Annotated in this window: 9 protein-coding genes; 3 read left to right on the forward strand and 6 right to left on the reverse strand. The window is 56.7% G+C overall.

Going from position 1 to position 17,979, the window contains the following annotated elements:
• The first annotated feature begins 33 nt into the window (after positions 1-33).
• Positions 34-6,279, forward strand: coding sequence for an alpha-2-macroglobulin family protein (locus tag NA78x_RS21130; RefSeq protein WP_425614362.1), 6,246 nt, complete (start codon positions 34-36; stop codon positions 6,277-6,279).
• A gap of 82 nt (positions 6,280-6,361) precedes the next feature.
• Here the strand turns inward: NA78x_RS21130 and dinB are convergent, their stop codons facing one another.
• From dinB to NA78x_RS21160, 6 genes are all read right to left on the reverse strand, one after another.
• Complete coding sequence (dinB, locus tag NA78x_RS21135) at positions 6,362-7,522, reverse strand: DNA polymerase IV (protein WP_425614363.1); 1,161 nt, start codon at positions 7,520-7,522, stop codon at positions 6,362-6,364.
• Positions 7,523-7,578: 56 nt separating this feature from the next.
• On the reverse strand, positions 7,579-8,505 hold the full coding sequence (locus NA78x_RS21140) for a CheR family methyltransferase (protein ID WP_425614364.1): 927 nt from the start codon (positions 8,503-8,505) through the stop codon (positions 7,579-7,581).
• On the reverse strand, positions 8,502-9,602 hold the full coding sequence (locus NA78x_RS21145; protein WP_425614365.1) for a protein-glutamate methylesterase/protein-glutamine glutaminase: 1,101 nt from the start codon (positions 9,600-9,602) through the stop codon (positions 8,502-8,504). The genes NA78x_RS21140 and NA78x_RS21145 overlap by 4 nt, the downstream gene beginning before the upstream one ends.
• A 134-nt stretch (positions 9,603-9,736) precedes the next feature.
• The gene (locus NA78x_RS21150) at positions 9,737-11,782 is read right to left on the reverse strand and encodes a methyl-accepting chemotaxis protein (RefSeq protein WP_425614366.1); all 2,046 of its coding nucleotides are present in this window, start codon (positions 11,780-11,782) and stop codon (positions 9,737-9,739) included.
• Between the two features lie 54 nt (positions 11,783-11,836).
• Complete coding sequence (locus tag NA78x_RS21155; RefSeq protein ID WP_425614367.1) at positions 11,837-12,286, reverse strand: chemotaxis protein CheW; 450 nt, start codon at positions 12,284-12,286, stop codon at positions 11,837-11,839.
• 82 nt (positions 12,287-12,368) lie between these two features.
• Positions 12,369-15,017: a chemotaxis protein CheW gene (locus NA78x_RS21160; protein WP_425614368.1), complete on the reverse strand. Its 2,649-nt coding sequence runs from the start codon at positions 15,015-15,017 to the stop codon at positions 12,369-12,371.
• Between the two features lie 804 nt (positions 15,018-15,821).
• On the opposite strand from NA78x_RS21160, the gene NA78x_RS21165 reads away from it, so the two are divergent.
• Both NA78x_RS21165 and NA78x_RS21170 read left to right on the forward strand, forming a co-directional pair.
• Positions 15,822-17,237 (forward strand): TrkH family potassium uptake protein, encoded by a 1,416-nt coding sequence (locus tag NA78x_RS21165; protein ID WP_425614369.1) that lies wholly within the window; start codon positions 15,822-15,824, stop codon positions 17,235-17,237.
• Positions 17,238-17,260: 23 nt separating this feature from the next.
• Positions 17,261-17,917: a potassium channel family protein gene (locus NA78x_RS21170; protein ID WP_425614370.1), complete on the forward strand. Its 657-nt coding sequence runs from the start codon at positions 17,261-17,263 to the stop codon at positions 17,915-17,917.
• Positions 17,918-17,979 lie beyond the last annotated feature (62 nt).

Here is a 17,979-nt window from a genome sequence, read left to right on the forward strand (position 1 = left end):
GACTTGAAGCCGTGATCTTAGAAGGCTGTGATTATGAACAGGAAGCAGTGGTTCGGTTTTTCTCTCGTCGGTGTGGCTTTGCTTGGCCTGCTTGCCACCGGTGCACTCTCGCAGGCTCCCGACCTGGGGCAAGTGCGAGCAAAATCGCAGAAGTTGATGAACGACGGAAACTTCGCGGAAGCCTATAAGGGATTCCAGCAGTTAGCAGTCGATCCGAAAAACGATCCCAAGCAGGTCGCCGGCGACTTGGAGCGGGCGGTTCAATGCTTGAACAATTTGGGCCGCACTAAAGAGTTCGACGAGTTGGTCGAGAACTCAATCAAAGCCCATCAGCAGAATTGGCGACTCTTGCAGGGAGCTGCCCAGCAATACATCAACGCCCAACATCAAGGTTTCTTGATCGCTGGCAAGTACGAACGTGGCCATCGCCGGGGCGGCGGCAAGGTCGTAAACTCGGTGGAGCGAGATCGGATTCGGGCTCTGCAGCTGATGCAGAGTGCCATCCCGCTGGCTGCTAAGGACGATGCCAAAGGCGAGGTCGCGCAGTTCTACTTGCAACTGTCGGAATTGCTCCTCAACAACCGGGGCATCTATGACGCCTGGCGACTGCAGTACCTGGCCGATTTGTCTCAGCTCCCCGATTTGGACGACGGTCACTTCTTCTATCGCGACTACCAAGGTGCCCCTGTCGACGAAGAAGGGAAGCCGGTTTTTCATAGTAGTTCCGCGACTTGGGAAGCGGCCAAAACCGATGGCCAGCGGTGGCGCTGGGCGCAAGAGCAAGCCATCGAAAACAGCCCGGCCATTCGGATGCAGGTCTGGACGCAGTTTGCTCAGTTCCTGGAACAGCAGTTTGGCGTGCAATCGATGCAGCAAGGTGGCTTCGGTCGCTTCTTCGCCGGACCGACCCGCGACGACGATACCAAGAACGATGAAAGTGGCACCTATGCTCTGCACACTCTGAAAGAAACCGAGACCATCGCCAAGCTGGCTAACGGCATCAAGCGATTCACGCTTCCCGATGAGTTCAATCACATCAAGCTGTTTCAAAAGATCGCCGCCGAAGACAAAGGTCAATTCGGCGAGCAGGCCCTCAATCAGCTAGCGCAGATTTTTGAGAATCGCCGACAATATCCAACCGCTGCCAAGTACTGGCAAGAGAGCATTGCCAGGCATAAGGATCAGAACGAATGGAAAAAGAATCGCCGCGAGCAGATCGTCGGCAATTGGGGCACGTTCGAGAGTGTTAGTACGCAGCCCTCGGGGAAAGGTGCCACCGTAGACTTCCGGTTCCGCAATGGCAAGAAGGTGAAGTTTGATGCCCGCGAAATCAAAATCGATACGCTGCTCACCGACGTGAAGAGTTATCTCAAGTCCGATCCGGGCAATCGCGTCGACTGGAACCGCATCAATATTGGCAACATCGGCTGGCAGATCGTCCAGAACAACGAACAGAAGTATCTCGGCGAGGCCGTCGCTGCTTGGGAGTTGGATGTCGAACCTCGCGAGAATCACTTCGACCGCCGCGTGACGGTTACCACTCCATTGCAGAAGCCGGGTGCCTATCTACTCACCGGCACGATGGTGGATGGCAACGTCAGCAAAATCCTGCTGTGGGTTGCCGACACCGCCATCGTGCACAAAGTGCTCGAAGGGAAGCAACTCTACTTCGTCGGCGATGCCGTCAACGCTACGCCCATCGCCGAGGCCAATGTCGAGTTCTTTGGCTGGCAACAACGCCACTTAGGTGGCAACCGTTTTCAAGTCCAGACGACGAACTTTGCCGAGAAGACCGGTCCCGATGGTCTCCTCACGCCTGACCCCAAAGATCTGAAGAACGACTATCAATGGCTCATCATGGCCCGCGGTGGCAAGGGGCGGCTCGCCTTCCTCGGCTTCCAAGGCGTGTGGAATGCTGCCATTCATGACCAGGAATACAATCAGGTCAAGATCTTCTCGATCACCGATCGCCCGGTCTATCGACCGAAGCAGAAGGTGAACTTCAAGCTCTGGTTCCGTACTGCCAAGTACGATCAGCCGGACAATTCGGAGTTTGCGAAGCGGACGTTCCCGATTGCAATCTTCAATCCCAAGAACGAAAAGATTCTCAGTAAGACAATCGAGACCGACGAATTTGGTGGCCTCTCCGGCGAATATGAATTGCCCGAAGATGCTCAGCTGGGGCAGTACCGCATTCAACTCGATGCCGGCCACAATCTTCGCTTCCAGGCGATGGGGGGCAATCACTTCCGTGTCGAAGAGTACAAGAAGCCTGAATTTGAAGTGAAGGTCGAAGCGCCCCAAGATCCGGTGATGCTGGGTGAGAAGATTACCGCCAAGATTAACGCCAAGTATTACTTTGGCGGCCCGGTGGCCAAGGGAAAGATCAAGTACAAGATCCTCCGCAACAGCCACAGTGGCAACTGGTTTCCCACGGCTTCGTGGGACTGGTGTTATGGTCCAGGCTACTGGTGGTTCGGCTACGACTACTCGTGGTACCGAGGCTTTGATGAATGGGCCGGCTGTCGTCGCCCGCTGCCGCCATGGATCTGGCGTGGTCCACAGCATCCGCCGGAAGTCGTCGCCGAGATCGAACGAGACATCGCTCCCGATGGCTCACTCGATGTCGAAATCGACACCGCTATTGCCAAGGAATTGCACGGCAACACGGACCACGAATACACCATTTCGGTCGAAGTGCGCGACGAATCTCGCCGCACGATCACTGGTGAAGGTAAAGTGCTGGTCGCGCGCAAGCCCTTCAAGGTCTTTAGCTGGGTGAACCGCGGATTTTATCGAGTTGGCGATACTGTCGAAGCCAATTTCAAAGCTCAAACCCTCGATAACAAGCCGGTGGAAGGCAAGGGATCGCTCACGCTCTTTAAGATTACTTACGACGACAAGCGTCAGCCTATCGAGACCGCTGTTCGCCGTTGGGATTTGAACACCAATGCCGAGGGTCTGGCTCAGCGACAGATGAAGGCGTCGGAAAAAGGGCAGTTCCGCCTCTCCTACACACTAGTCGATAGCAAGGAGCACAAGATCGAAGGTGGTTACATCTTCACGGTGATTGGTGATGGCAACGATGGGAGCGATTTCCGCTTCAACAATCTGGAGCTTGTTCAGGACCGGAAGGAGTATGCTCCTGGCGAAAAGCTGAAGTTGCAAGTTAATACCGATCGTGCCGACAGCACGGTTCTCCTCTTTATTCGCCCCACGAACGGCGTCTACTTGCCGCCGAAGGTTTTGCGGCTCAAGGGTAAATCTGTCGTCGAGGAAATTGAGATCGTCAAACGTGATATGCCGAACTTCTTCGTCGAAGCGCTCACCATTGCCGACGGTCGAGTACACGTCGAAACGAAGGAAGTCATCGTTCCGCCGGAAAGGCGGATTCTCAATGTGGAGGTGTTGCCATCGGCCACGACCTACAAGCCGGGCCAAAAGGCGAAGGTGAAGATCAAACTCACTGACCTGCAGGGCGAGAACTACAGCGGTTCGACGGTCGTTAGTGTGTACGACAAGTCAGTGGAGTACATTTCTGGCGGCAGCAATGTGCCGGAGATCAAAGAGTTCTTCTGGAAATGGCGTCGTCACCACAATCCTCAGACCCAGGAAAGCCTGGCCAGACAGTCGCAGAACATGACGCTGCCAAACAAGCCAGGGATGGACTTCCTCGGCGTCTTTGGCGCCAGTGTTGCCGATGAACTTGGCGAGTCCGAGCAACTAGCAGCCAATCTGGGCGGCGAAGGTGGCGGTGGCTTTGGTGGCGGTCGTGGTGGCATGAAGATGGCTCGCGGGATGGCCATGGACGGAGTCGCGATGGAGCGCGCTGCAATGCCGATGGCTGCTGCAGCGCCCGGCGGACCAGGCATGGCAAACGCCCTTGCAGATCAAAGCGGCGGTGAACTCCGCAAGAGCTTCGCTGGTGTGGAAATGCAGCAAGGCGGCCAAGACAAGCCGGGTGGCGCGGCGCCACTGGTGGAACCGTCGATCCGCACCAAGTTCGCTGATACGGCCTATTGGAACGCGGCGATTACCACCGGTAAGGATGGTACTGCCGAAGTCGATATTGATATGCCAGAGAACCTCACAGGCTGGAAGATTCGCGTCTGGGGTATGGGCCATGGTACGCGAGTCGGCAGCGGTGATGCCGAAGTTACCACGCGCAAGGATCTGCTCGTTCGCTTGCAAGCGCCGCGGTTCTTCGTGCAAAAGGACGAAGTGGTGCTGACCGCCAACGTCCACAACTATCTGGCCAAAGAGAAGGAAGTTACGGTCACGCTCGACGTGCCCGGCAATATCCTTTCGCCACTAAGCGACAAGACCGTGAAGGTGATGATTCCTGCCGGTGGAGAACAGCGCGTCAATTGGCGCTGCAAAGTCACCAGCGAGGGCGAAGCCGTCGTCCGCATGAAGGCTCTCACGGATGAAGAATCCGATGCGATGGAAATGAAGCTTCCCAGCTATGTACACGGCATGCTGAAGACCGAAAGCTGGGCCAGCACCATTCGGCCCGATAAGGAAGTGGGCAAGGTGAACATCACGGTGCCCACCGAACGTCGCGTCGAGCAGAGCGTGCTCGAAATCCGTTACTCGCCGTCACTGGCGCTCGCCATGGTCGATGCGCTTCCCTACCTGGCCGAGTATCCCTACGACAGTACCGATCAGACCCTCAATCGCTTTCTCCCCAGCGTGATTACGCAGAAGACCCTGCTCAAACTCAATCTGGATCTGAAGTCGATTGGCGAGAAGCGAACAAACCTCAACGCGCAAGAGATCGGCAATGATCGTGAGCGGGCCACACAATGGAAGCGGTTCGATCGCAATCCCGTGTTCGACGAAGCGGAACTCAGCCGCATGGTCAAGGAAGGGGTGAAGGCCCTGACCGATCAACAGATCAGTGATGGTGGCTGGGGCTGGTTCAGCGGTTTTGGAGAACGGAGCTTTCCACACACCACTGCGGTAGTCGTGCGTGGCCTGCAAATAGCCAAGGCCAACGATGTGGCCCTGGTCCCCGGCACACTCGAACGCGGCGTCGATTGGCTCAGACGATATCAGGCTCAGCAACTCGAATGGCTCAAGAACTTCGAGCAAAAGAAGGAAAAGGTTCCGGCCAAGCAATACGCAGACGCGCTCGATGCCTTCACCTACATGGTGTTGAACGATGCCGGCAGCGACAACGTCGAGATGCGGGACCGGATTTACCGCGACCGCATTCAGATTCCGGTCTATGGCAAGGCCATGTTTGGCCTCGCTTTGGAAAAAGTCGGTGACCGCGAGAAGCTCGACATGATTATGCGGAACATCGATCAGTTCCTGGTGCAAGATGCCGAGAACGAAACGGCCTTCCTGCAGTTGCCAGCGAACAACCCGTGGTGGAGCTGGCACGGCAACGAGATTGAAGCAAATGCCTACTACCTGAAGCTGCTCTCCAGGACCGATCCGAAGGGCGAAAGAGCTCCGCGACTGGTCAAGTATTTGCTCAACAACCGCAAGCATGCCACGTATTGGCAGAACACGCGCGATACCGCCCTCTGCGTCGAAGCGTTTTCCGACTACATCCGTGCTACCGGCGAAATGGAGCCGGAAATGACCGTTGAGGTTTGGCTGGATGGCGAAATGAAGCAGGCTGTTGAGATCACCAAAGAGAATCTCTTCACTTTCAACAACAAGTTCGTCCTCAGCGGCGCCGATGTGAAGGACGGCAAGCACGAGGTTGAGCTTCGTCGCCGTGGCAAAGGCCCGCTCTACTTTAATGCCTACCTGACGAACTTCACACTCGAAGACCACATCGAGAAAGCTGGTCTGGAAGTGAAGGTCAATCGCAAGTACTACAAACTGAATCCCGTCGACAAGAAGATTAAGGTGGCCGGCTCGCGCGGGCAGGCCTTGGATCAGAAGGTCGAGAAATACGAGCGCGAAGAACTGAAGGAACTGGCGACGCTCAAGAGCGGCGACCTCGTCGAGATCGAACTCGAAATCGACAGCAAGAACGATTACGAGTACGTGCTGTTCGAAGACATGAAGGCTTCGGGCTTCGAACCGGTCGATGTTCGCAGCGGCTACAACAGCAACTCGCTGGGGGCATACATGGAACTGCGCGATAATCGCGTGGCCTTCTTCGTGCGTGCTTTGGCTCGCGGCAAACACTCGGTCAGCTATCGTATGCGAGCTGAAATCCCTGGCAAGTTCAGCGCACTGCCGACGCGCGCCAGCGCCGTCTATGCACCGGAACTGAAGGGAAACTCGGACGAGATCAAGTTGCAGATTGTCGACTAACGGCAATTGCGAGTTTCAAGATTGAATTCGATCACTGCCTCGTCCATTTTGGGCGAGGCTGTTTTATTGCTGCTCGTAAAGGCTATTCCGAATGCTGGCGACCGCGATTGATCGATTGCTTTCCAAATCTAGCAACGATCTGGTCGGCGACGGAATCGATCTGTCGCTCGCGCCCACGTTTCTCTTCACCAAACAAATCTTGCTGCCGAGCTTGAGTCGCCTCGCTAATTCCATGTACTCCAAAGCCCAGCAAGCGAACTGGCGGATGTGAATTTGCCAGCTTCTTGTCGAACAGTTCGAGCGCTGCTTGCCAAAGTTCGCTGGTGATGTTTGTGGGTTCGCGCAGAGTGAAGGATCGCGTGACGGTCTGAAAATCGGCGTAGCGAATCTTGATTTCAATCGTTCGACCCTTCAAATCATAGCGTCGCAGTCGCCGCGCGACTTGCTCAACCAGTTCCGCCAGCCACCCACGCAACGTGTCGTCTTCGCGAATGTCTTCGGCAAACGTCGTTTCGTGCGAAATGGACTTTGCTTCACGATCGGTAACAACAGCTCGGTCGTCGATTCCCTGCGCTAACTTCCAGAAGTGCTCGGCCGACGAGCCCAACAGTTCATACACCTGCTTTTCCGGTAATGCGCGTAGTTGCCCAATCGTGCGGAGTCCAAAGCGGGCGAAATGTTGTCCGGTCACTTTGCCGACACCCCACAGCCGACTGATTGGCAGCGGATCGAGAAAAGTCTGCACGTTATTCGGTTCAACCACCACAAACCCGGCTGGCTTTTGAATGTCGCTCGCGATCTTGGCCAGGAACTTGTTCGGTGCGATTCCCAGCGACGCTATCAGTTTCAATTCGCCGCGCACCCGATTTTGAATCTGCCTGCCAATCGCAACTGCCGAACCAAACAGCGCGATACTGCCGCGCACGTCGAGAAACGCCTCATCGAGCGAGAGGGGCTCGATCAGAGGAGTGTAGTCGGCAAAGATTGCTCGAATCTGCCGCGAGACTTGGCCGTACAACTCGATGCGTGGTTTGATGATGACCGCCCGTGGACAGAGCCGCATGGCTCGCGCGGTGGCCATGGCACTATGTACGCCAAACTTCCGCGCTTCATAGTTGGCAGCAGCTACCACACCGCGACCAGCGGCCGATCCGCCGACAATCACGGGCTGGCCAACGAGCGCAGGATTCTCGCGTTCTTCGACGGACGCATAAAAAGCGTCCATGTCCACATGGATGATCATGCCCGGCGATTTTACCAGCCGCCCACAATGCAGGAAGCCAGGGAGTCGTAGACGGATTAAGCCAGGCCTGGCGTCAATTTGCCATAACTGTTCATTGCCGCCAGCGCAACGGGAGCAATAACCTGCCCGCCCAGTTCGTGCGCGGGGCGGGAAGGAAGGTTGGGCCGGTAGAAGATCGAGCGACAGTGGTGGTGGGGGAGAAAGGCGGGGCCGAGGTCGGAGAGGGATTCGGCGGAGCCAACGAAGAGGTAGCCGTCGGTGACGAGCGAGCGGGCGAGGCGCTTGAAGATGTCGGCGCGAGCGGCAGCGGTGAAGTAGATGACCACGTTGCGGCAGAAAATGATATCGAACGGGCCTGTTGCGGCGAACGGCTCCATCAAGTTCTGTTTGCCGAACGAGACGAGTGAGCGCAGTTCGTCCTTCACCTTGTAATTGCTGCCGCTCTTGGTGAAGTAGCGATTCAGCATCGGTGGGCTCAGTCCACGGCCGATTTCAAAGTCGGAATAGATGCCGCTCGAGGCCTGCTTGAGCGCCCCGTCCGAGATATCGGTGCCGAGGATGTTCACATCCCAAGTCGCGATGTTCGGAATCAGTTCGTTCAGCACCATGGCGATGCTGTAGACTTCTTGCCCCGTGCTGCTCGCCGCCGACCAGATGCGCAGCCGTTTGGGATGCGCGGTCTTGGCCTTCGCGTCGATCAGTTCCGGCAGCGCTTTGTGCTGCAGTGCTTCGAACGGACTGCTATCACGGAAGAAGAGCGTTTCGTTGGTCGTGATGGCGTCGATGATGCGGGTGAGGAGTGCGCGATCGCGATGAACGCGGGCTTGCGTCACGAGTTGTGCGTACGAGTTGCACTGGAACTCGGTGACCAGCGATTGCAGCCGACTCTCGATCAGGTAGCCCTTCGATTCGTCGAGCAGGATGCCGCACAGTTCCATCACCAGAGACGAGACATCAGCCAGTTCTTGCGAGGACAGGTTCATGCGCAGGCTCCTTTGCCAGCCAAAGAGGCACTGCCTGCTTGGGCAATCGCGGTGATTTCGCCTGCCATCTGTTCGAGGGGAATAATGCGATCAGCAAGGCCTTCGGCGATGACCATGCTGGGCATGCCGAACACCACGCACGACTCTTTGTCTTGAGCAAGGACCGGTGCCCCATGCCGCTTGAGCAAGCGGCAACCAAGCGTGCCGTCGCTCCCCATGCCGGTCATGATGACGGCCAGCACACGAGCGCCGTAGTGATGCGCGGCCGAGCGAAACAGGTAATCGACGGCGGGCCGGCAGCTATTTTCGGGCGGATCGTCGGTAATGTGCACCAGCGGCCCATGCTCGGTCCGCTCGATCTTCATCTGCTTGCCACCGGGAGCGACCAAGCAATCGCCGGGCTGAGCCAGTTGGCCATCTTGGGCTTCACTAACCCGTAACTTGCTGCGGGTGTTGAGATCGTCGGCCAGACTCTTGGTGAACAGCGGCGGCATGTGCTGCACGATGAACAGCGGTGCGGATAGATCAGCCGGCAGGCGGGGAATGACTTTATTGAGTGCTTCGGGACCACCGGTTGAGATGCCAAGGACGATCACTTCGGGGCGGTCGGTTAAGTTACTGGAGACAATCCGGGAAGCGCGCGGCTTGGGTACTTCTTGCAACGGCGTGCGAATGCTGGTGAGACCCAGGTTGCGACTCTGTGCGAAAGCGGCCACGCGATCGGCCAGTCGCTTGCGGAGTTGACTCGAACTATCGACGAAGTTGTCGGTGGCCGGCTTCAGCACGAAGTCGAACGCCCCCAGACGCAAGGCTTCGGTGGTGGCCGCAGCGCCGGCGGAGGTAAACGCGCTGAGCATCAGCACGCCGACGGGACTCGCGATCTTGCGCAGTTGTTTGAGCACGTCGACGCCACTCAACAGCGGCATCTCCAGATCGAGCGTGACCAGGTCGGGCTGCAGTTCCGCGATCTTTTCGAGCGCGAGCTGCCCGTTGATCGCCGTGCCGATCACTTCGACGCCGTCGATCTCGCGCAGGGCTTCTGTCACCACTTTGCGATAGATGGCGGTATCGTCGACCACTAAGACACGCACAGGCATAACAGCTCGATCATCAAACAGAGAAGAAGAGAAAGGCCCGAGGCCGGAAGATCAGCTGCCCACCATCTTCCGGCCTCGACCACGGCGACTTGCCGGTGCAAGCCGCCAGGAACACGTTCACTTTCGACCAGGCCTTACACCTGGAACTCGGTCACCAGGCTGTTGAGCTTGCCGGCAAGTTGGAACAACTGCGTGCCCGAAGCCTTCGTTTGGGTTGCTCCAGCAGCCGTGTTCTTGGCAGCTGAATCAACACTGGCGATGGTCCGCGTAATCTCTTGGCAAGCGGCGGCCGACTCGGTCACACCCCGCGAGACCGTACTGGCCGCGGTGGCCGTTTGAGCGACGTTGCGCGAGATCTCTTTGGTGGCGATCGATTGTTCTTCCACAGCGGCGGCAATGCTGCGGGCGACATTGTTGACGTTCTTGATCGCGGCACTGATCTCGGCGATGGCCCCGACGGTCTCGGTGGTCGAGCCTTGCATGGCTTGAATCCGCTGACGAATGCTGTCGGTCGCAGCCGCCGATTGCTTGGCCAGTTCCTTCACTTCCGAAGCGACCACGGCAAAGCCCTTGCCGGCTTCACCGGCCCGAGCCGCTTCGATGGTGGCGTTGAGAGCCAGCAAGTTGGTCTGGTCGGCGATGTCTTGAATGACATCGATGACCTTACCGATTTCGCTGGCAGCTTCGCCGAGCAGAGCCACCTTCTTGTTGCTGATGTCAGCCAGGTCGGCCGCTTGACCCGCGACGGTCGAAGACGATTCGGCGTTCTTGGCGATTTCGCTGATGCTGGCAGTCATCTCTTCGATGGCCGAAGCGACCGTCTTCACGTTGGTCGACATTTCTTCGGTCGAGCCAGCCATCGAACGCATATTCGTGGACATTTCTTCGGCAGCTGCAGCGACCGTAGCCGATTGCTGCGTGGTGCCGTTGGCATTCTGCGTTAGGTCATCGGCCGTGGCGGTCAACTGCGTCGACGAGGCGGTCAACGTCTGCGTCCCTTGCAGAATGTTCTGAATCACGCTGCGGAAGTTCTCGGTCAACTTATTCACCGCGGTACCCAACTGGCCGACTTCATCCTTCGTCGTCACCGTCACCTTCTGCGTCAAATCCCCCGCCGCCACCTTCTCGAGCACCTTCGCACTCTGCACCAACGGACGTGAAATCTGACCAGCAATCCACAAAGCGAGCAAACCAACAACGACGGCCGAGATCAAGGTAAATACACCGCAGAACCAGGCGAGCGAAGTGCAAGCTGCAAAAGCTTCGGACGAGTCTTGGCGAACGAGAATACCCCAGCCCAACCCGGCGAAGTCGCCTTGTGCTTTCGACGAAGCCACGCCATTCACCTGCCACACTTTGCGACGGAGGTGCATTTCGGTGGTGGCTCCCGTCTTTCCCTCGGTGATCATCTTGGCAGCGTTCAGTCCGCCACTCACCAAGTTCATATTCAGTTCGACCGACGGATCCTGATCGTGAAGAATCACGCCCTTCTTCGAGACAATGTTGCAATGCAGATTCATGTTGCGAGACTTGTTACGTTCCTGAGCATCCGCAACCAGTTCGCCAGCAACACGGTCGAAAGAAGTAAAGTTGGCCCACACGCGAACGATCTTGCCTTCTTCATCGCGCACTGGAGCGGAGAAGATCACCACGCTCGGATCGGTACCACAAATCTTTGCGACGCGTTCGTCTTTGACGACGTCTTGAACGGCCGCACCGTCTTTTACTTTGCCCGACACGATGTCGGCGAACCATGCTTCGTGCTTGACGCTCGTGCCAAGTAGTTTGTCGGTTGGAACTGTTTTGCCGTTGTAGTCCTTTTGATTCGTGACCAGCACCTTGCCATCGGCATCGGCCAGAATCATCAGGTCATAAACGCCGTAGAGCTTTACAAAGCGATCCATTTCTCCGACAACGCGAGAAGGCTCAAACTTGGCGAGCGGCAGGCTGGCGAACAACTGGATATCGCCATTGCGTTCCGCCATCACGCGATCGATTTTGTCCATCGACTCTTCGGCAACCATAGCCACGCGACCTTCGGTCTGCGTGGTGATCGTGGCCTTCGACTTAGCATATGCTGCGTAGCCAACGATGGCCGCTGGAGTTACACCCAGCAGCAGAAACCACACAAGCAGTTTTGTCTTTAGGCTTTTGAACTGAAAGAAAGCTAACTTCGACATGGCAGGCCCCAAATTGGAGAGAAACAGAAAAGGATGGAACGAACTTGGACGTGGTTAAGCGGCTAGCGGTTGGCCGAGCGAGAGGAGCGCTTCAGCGACGTTTAAAGTGACCAGCAGGCCCTGGTCGAGTTTGAAGACGCCATTGAAGTAACTGCTTTCGAGGCCACCGAGATTTTCAGGAATGGGGTCGATGCTATCGGCGCGGCAGGTGATGACATCGGCGACGTTATCGACCAAGAGCCCGATTTGTTCGCCACCGTGCTTGATAATTACATTGCGAGTTCCGCGAGTGAATTCGGCAGGCGGCATTCCCAGGACGCAGCGGAGGTCGATGACCGTCACCACTTCGCCGCGCAGGTTGATCACCCCGCGCACTGCCGTGGGAGCATGGGGCACCGGAGTCAGTTGCAAGTTGCGATTGATTTCCTGCACCTGGCAAATGTCGATGCCCAGCAGCAAGTCGCCAACTTGGAAGGAGGCGTACTGGACTTCGTTGGAGTTCACTGAGAGGTTTCTGTGCGATGTGGACATAGCGGTAGCTTGTTGAGGCGTAAAAGAGGTGCAAATGTCAGAGGAACCCGTGTAACTACACCAGGGCTCTGGCTGGCTTGGGCCGGCGAGTTTCTTTCAACAGGCGAGCGACAGAAGCGAGTAAGCGATCGCGATCCATTTTGACTTGATAATCGGTGATCCCCGCTTCACGTCCTCGGCGCACATCTTCTTCGCCGGCCAGCGAAGTGAGGGCGACAATTGGCAGGTGGCCGAACTCTTCACTCTGGCGAATCCGCTCACTGAATTCAAAGCCGTTCATATTCGGCATCTCAATGTCCGTCAGCACCAGATCAAACGGCTCGTCTTCGATCTGCAGCAGGTTCCAGGCGTCGAGGCCATCTTCGGCACCGACGACTTCATAGCCCTTGCTTTCGAGAAACGCGATCACTTGCGAACGGAAGAACGCGGAATCCTCCGCCAGCAAGATGCGCGTGGCCCGGGCCGGTTCCTTGGTCTTCGGAGTGGCAGTTCCTGACTTGGATAGCTGGGGGTAAGCGGCGGCGGCCAGTTCAAAGACATCGATCAGACGAATGGCTCGTTTATCGACAACGACCGAGCCGATGACACCTGGTTCGCGGAATGTTCTCGTATCGAAGTTCGTGGGAAGCTCGCGAATCTCGTTCAGATTCGGAACCATCACCGCCACCTCTCGCTCGTTGAAGTCGAAAATCACGACATACACCCAAGTCTGTTGGGGCCGGGGCTTGGCATTCAGGTGATCTTCGAGTGCGATCAGTGGCAAAGAGGCGTTGTCGTACTCGAGCATCGAACGCCCGCCAATCACGTCAATCTGATCGGCACGCACACGTTCCAGGCGCCGAATGACTGCCATCGGAATACCGAAGGTCTCTGTCGGATGATTGGTGAACAGTAGTGTGGCCTGCTTCTCGACCGAAGCTGTATTCTGTTGCTCATCTGCGGATTCATCTTCCGCCGATTTTGACAGCTTCATCTGAGCAGCGACGCCCGCAACGTCAAGAATCAGGGCGACTTGCCCATCACCCAGGATTGTTGCGCCAGCGAGGCACGTGCAGCCTTTGAGGTGTTGCCCCATGGGCTTCACGACGATCTCTTCCGAGTCGTGCAAGCCATCGACAACCAGTCCATAACGGATACTGCCGGTTTCAACGACAATGATATCAAGCCCACGGGCAGCGCCTTCGGCCGTCGCGGACACCTGACCCAGCGCGGCTCCCAAGCGAACGAGCGGCAACAGTTTGCCCCGCAGCTTCAGTACTTCCGCTCCTTGAATGATCGAGACGCGGGAGAGCAGCTCCGTTGCCTTGACACGCACCAATTCGTGAATGCTGGCCTGGCTGATGGCAAAGCGCTGGCTGCCGCCCCGAACCACCAACGAAGGAATGATTGCTAAAGTCAGTGGCAATTTGACGTGCACCTCGGTGCCGCGATCGAGCCGAGTTACGATTTCGACCGTGCCTCCAAGCCGCGAGATGTTGGACTTCACGACATCCATGCCAACACCGCGCCCACTCACATCGGTGACTTGCTCAGCGGTGGAGAAACCCGGATGAAAGATTAGTTCGATCGCATCGCGGTCCGACAATGCGGCCGCTTGTTCCGCGGTCAGAATGCCTTTGGACACTGCCTTGGTACGCAATCGGGCGGCATCAATGCCTGCACCGTCGTCGCGAACCACGATGTTGACTCGTCCTGCTTGATGGCTGGCCTCCAGCGAGATGGTGCCGGTCGCCTTCTTGCCCCGACGGGTTCGCACATCAGGAGTTTCAATGCCGTGGTCGAGCGAATTGCGCACCAGGTGAATGAGTGGGTCGCCAATGGCTTCGATGATGGTCTTGTCGACCTCGACCTCTTTACCGTGAATCTGCAGATCGATTTGTTTGCCCAGTTTGGCGCTCAAGTCGCGGACGACGCGTGGAAAACGATTGAAGACCTGGGCCAGGGGTTGCATGCGAGTCTGCATGATGGCTTCTTGCAACTCGCTCGTCACTTGATCGACGCGTGCGGCGGTGGCTTCGAGTCCCGCGTGATTCTCGGTTCCCACCGCCTGCAGCAATTGATTGCGACTGAGAACGAGTTCGCCGGCAAGATTCATCAGTTTGTCGAGGACTTCCACGGCAACCCGAATGTTGGCATCGGCCGCATGAGCTTCGGCGGCAGGTGCGACGACTTCAGTGGGCTGGGGCGGTGGCGAAGCGCTCGCTGCCTGTACGTTAACTGCTGTGGCGGTAGCTGTTCGAGTCGCGACTGGTGGCGACTGCGAGGCTGCAGCAGCGGCCGTAGGCTTGCCGTTTTGGCAAACACCATGCGTGTGAAGATAATCGAGGGCCGTGACAAACGAGCGAATATCATACGAGTCGTGCTTGTCTTGGCGGTCACAGCCAATCGCGTCAATGAGCGTGCGCAGGAGGTCGGCCGAACGCAGCAACAGGTCGATGATCTCATTGTTCGGGGCCAACTCTCGCACGCGCATTTGGTTCAGCACATTCTCGAGAGCATGTGCCAGGTCGTTGACCTTGGTTAAGCCGAGAAAGCCTGCGCCACCCTTGATTGAGTGAATGGCGCGGAAGACGCTGTTCACCGCTTCTGCGTCGATGTTCGAGCCGCCAGCTTCCATAGACAACAGTAGGGTTTCCACGTCACTCAGGTGTTCCTTCGATTCAACGACGAAAGAGTCCAAAATTGCTTTGTCTTCGAAGAACATAGAGAGGCCTCTTCGCGCACAACGTCCAGAGACGCCGTTGCGAACGGTAAACGACAGGTGGGTAGAACCGGCAGGTTAGTAGGGCAGGAGTTCAACGATTGGTCAGCGAAGACACTACTCGACTTCGCCGATTACGTAGAACTTGAAGGGGGACGGAGAACCGTACACCTAGAAATGAGCACGTCAAGAAGTCGCCCGTTGCTCAAGCCTGCCTGTTCTTTGCAAACCATATAACCGGTTGTTATTTGCCGCCGAGTCGGTGGCGTGGGAACAGCCTTGCGCGGTGACGCAATTACGTCAAAGTGCTTCCGTTTACCCTATCTCTTCGCTACTTCAAACACGTTTCACATGCCGTATGGGCGATGCGCAACCTGCTTACTTTCGCGATGGATTCGCAGAACCCACCTATCGAAGTGGGTAAGGCGGTCGCAAAAAATCTGCGAACTTTTTTGATTGCGAAGCGATTGACGCGGAGCATTCAACTGCGAGTCTTCGTAAGCAAAATGAGCATGTGAAGCGAATATTGGCGCGAGTTAGCCATCGTGGTTCGGTAGCTGATTTTCATCGATTTCCCTGGGCGCTCTGGCCGATGTCACGACTGCGATGCGCTGCTTTCTTGCTCGAACATCGCAAAGCTCACTGCCGCCGCATTGGGCTTTTTTTATGTAGATTTCGCCTGCCTCTTTGCGAGCTAAGCTTCGCCCTACCAGTTTCCCTGCGCTGCCGATGATGTCATGATTCTCGTCAGCAGATTGGAAAACCTCTTGCTCGCTGGCGAGCCCAACGGTCGGTACGTGGAAGCATATGGGAAAGGCACCAAAGCGCCGAGAATTCGGTCGCTGGGAGATTCGGACGAATCGCGCATTGCAGTTCTGGCAGCGAATCACGCCGCCGCAATTCTTTGTGGCCTCTTTTGCCGTCTTGATCCTCATCGGAACGCTCGGCCTGAAGACCATCCCCGGGATATATACGGGGGAGCCGCTCAACTGGTTGGACGCACTGTTCACCGCGACGAGCGCCGTCTGTGTCACGGGACTCTCGACGTTCGACATGGCGACCCGCTGTACCTGGGCAGGTCAAGCCTGGATCCTGCTTTTGATTCAACTCGGCGGCCTGGGAATGCTCACCTTCGCCAGCATGATTATTGTCGCGTTGGGGCGCCGGCTCTCGCTGCGCGGCGAAGCGACGGCCGTCAGTGGCCTGGAAGCCGCGCCGCACATCGATCCCAAATTGCTCACCTTTGACGTCGTGCGCTTCACTTTCTTGATTGAAGGCGCTGGCGCACTCGCTTTGTACCTGTTGTGGATTCCCAAGTTGGGGTTCGGCGGGGCGCTGTGGCCCGCAATCTTTCACTCGATCAGTTCGTTTTGCAATGCCGGCTTTTCGGTGTTCTCCGATTCGTTGATGAGCTACCAGCGATCTCCATTCGTGCTACTCGTACACATGCTGTTGATCGTCGCCGGAGGCTTGGGTTTTCTGACGATGGAAGAGTTGGTCATCCGCTATCGCGCCGGAAAGCAAAGAAAGATCTTTCGGCTTTCGTTGCACAGCAGAATCGTCTTGATCACTTCGCTGGCACTGCTCGTGATTGGCTGGATCTTGTTTTGCATCTTCGAATGGGATGCTACGCTGCGCGAGTTGCCCATCGTTCATAAGCTTACGAATGGCCTGTTTATGAGCGTGACGAGTCGCACCGCCGGCTACAACTCCATCAACTATGGCGAAGCGACCGATGCCAGCAATTTTTTAACGATCATCTTAATGACGATTGGTGGCTCACCCGGTTCAACGGCGGGCGGAATCAAAACCACCACGTTCGCGCTCATTGGCTTGCTGGCGTTGTCGCGTTTGAAGGGAGATGCCGCCACGACATTCTGGAATCGCTCGATCCGCAACGAGACCACGGCCCGTGCGGTCGGGCTGTTCGTCATCTCGTTTGGAATCGTCACCGCAGGCATTTTTGTGCTGACGGTCACGGAAACCTTTCGAAACAACGACGCTCATTTTCTCGATTGCATGTTCGAAGCAGCCAGCGCCTTTGGCACCGTTGGCTTGTCGACAGGCATCACTCCACAACTGAGTGTGTTTGGTCGGTGGACAGCCATTGTTCTTATGTTTTTAGGACGCGTCGGCCCCCTGACATTGACCGCAGTGTTCATGGTTCGGCAGTCCAAAGAAGCCAGTTTTCGCTACTCCTACGAGGATGTAGTTGTCGGTTAGACCGTTCTGGTCGGGAGAGTTTCATGAAGCGGTTTGTCGTCATCGGTCTGGGTAACTTTGGTTCCAGTGTTGCTGAGTCGTTGCATTCCAAAGGGCACGAAGTCATCGCCATCGATCCGAGTGAGATCGCCGTCGACCGGATCGCGCCCTTCGTCTCGCGGGCTGCCGTCGGGGACGGGCGCAGCATTCAAGTGCTGGAAAAGATTGGTGCCAAAGGGGCCAACGCCGGTGTGGTGAGCACCGGCGATGACATTACTGCCAGTATTTTGGCCACCATGGTTCTTCACGATCTGCAAGTTCGCGACGTCTATGTCAAAGTGATTTCGCGTGACCATGCGCGCGTGATGGAGCGCATTGGAGTGACCGAGTCGATCTTTCCGGAGCGAGAGTCGGCGCTTAGCCTGGGTACGCGGATGTCGGGAAGCGCGCTGTTGAACTATGTTCAACTCGGACCTGGCTTCAGCGTGCAAGAGATGGCTGTACCGCAAATTTGGAGCGGCAAAACGCTGCGAGCTTTGGAACTACGACGCCGCTACTCGATATCAGTGGTTGCCGTTCACGATGTGTTGACGGATCAAATTACCGCCACGCCCGATCCCGATGCTCCTCTCAAGGATTCCGACGCGATCCTCGTGGCAGGCAAAGACGAAGACTTGGCGAAGGCTGCGCAATTGGTCTGATCAAGCACGCTTTGCCCATCGCCTCGTACTTGCAATGTGCGGTTCGCTAAAGGATCATTCAG

This window comes from Anatilimnocola aquadivae (assembly GCF_049819085.1).
Taxonomy (GTDB): Bacteria; Planctomycetota; Planctomycetia; order Pirellulales; family Pirellulaceae; genus Anatilimnocola.

Excerpts from the sequence above, each read along its gene's own strand:
- NA78x_RS21160 (WP_425614368.1), bottom strand. The coding sequence starts at position 15,017 with ATGTTCTTCGAAGACAAAGCAATTTTGGACTCTTTCGTCGTTGAATCG.
- dinB (WP_425614363.1), bottom strand. The coding sequence starts at position 7,522 with ATGATCATCCATGTGGACATGGACGCTTTTTATGCGTCCGTCGAAGAA.
- NA78x_RS21130 (WP_425614362.1), top strand. The coding sequence starts at position 34 with ATGAACAGGAAGCAGTGGTTCGGTTTTTCTCTCGTCGGTGTGGCTTTG.
- NA78x_RS21140 (WP_425614364.1), bottom strand. The coding sequence starts at position 8,505 with ATGAACCTGTCCTCGCAAGAACTGGCTGATGTCTCGTCTCTGGTGATG.
- NA78x_RS21170 (WP_425614370.1), top strand. The coding sequence starts at position 17,261 with ATGAAGCGGTTTGTCGTCATCGGTCTGGGTAACTTTGGTTCCAGTGTT.
- NA78x_RS21150 (WP_425614366.1), bottom strand. The coding sequence starts at position 11,782 with ATGTCGAAGTTAGCTTTCTTTCAGTTCAAAAGCCTAAAGACAAAACTG.
- NA78x_RS21165 (WP_425614369.1), top strand. The coding sequence starts at position 15,822 with ATGGGAAAGGCACCAAAGCGCCGAGAATTCGGTCGCTGGGAGATTCGG.
- NA78x_RS21145 (WP_425614365.1), bottom strand. The coding sequence starts at position 9,602 with ATGCCTGTGCGTGTCTTAGTGGTCGACGATACCGCCATCTATCGCAAA.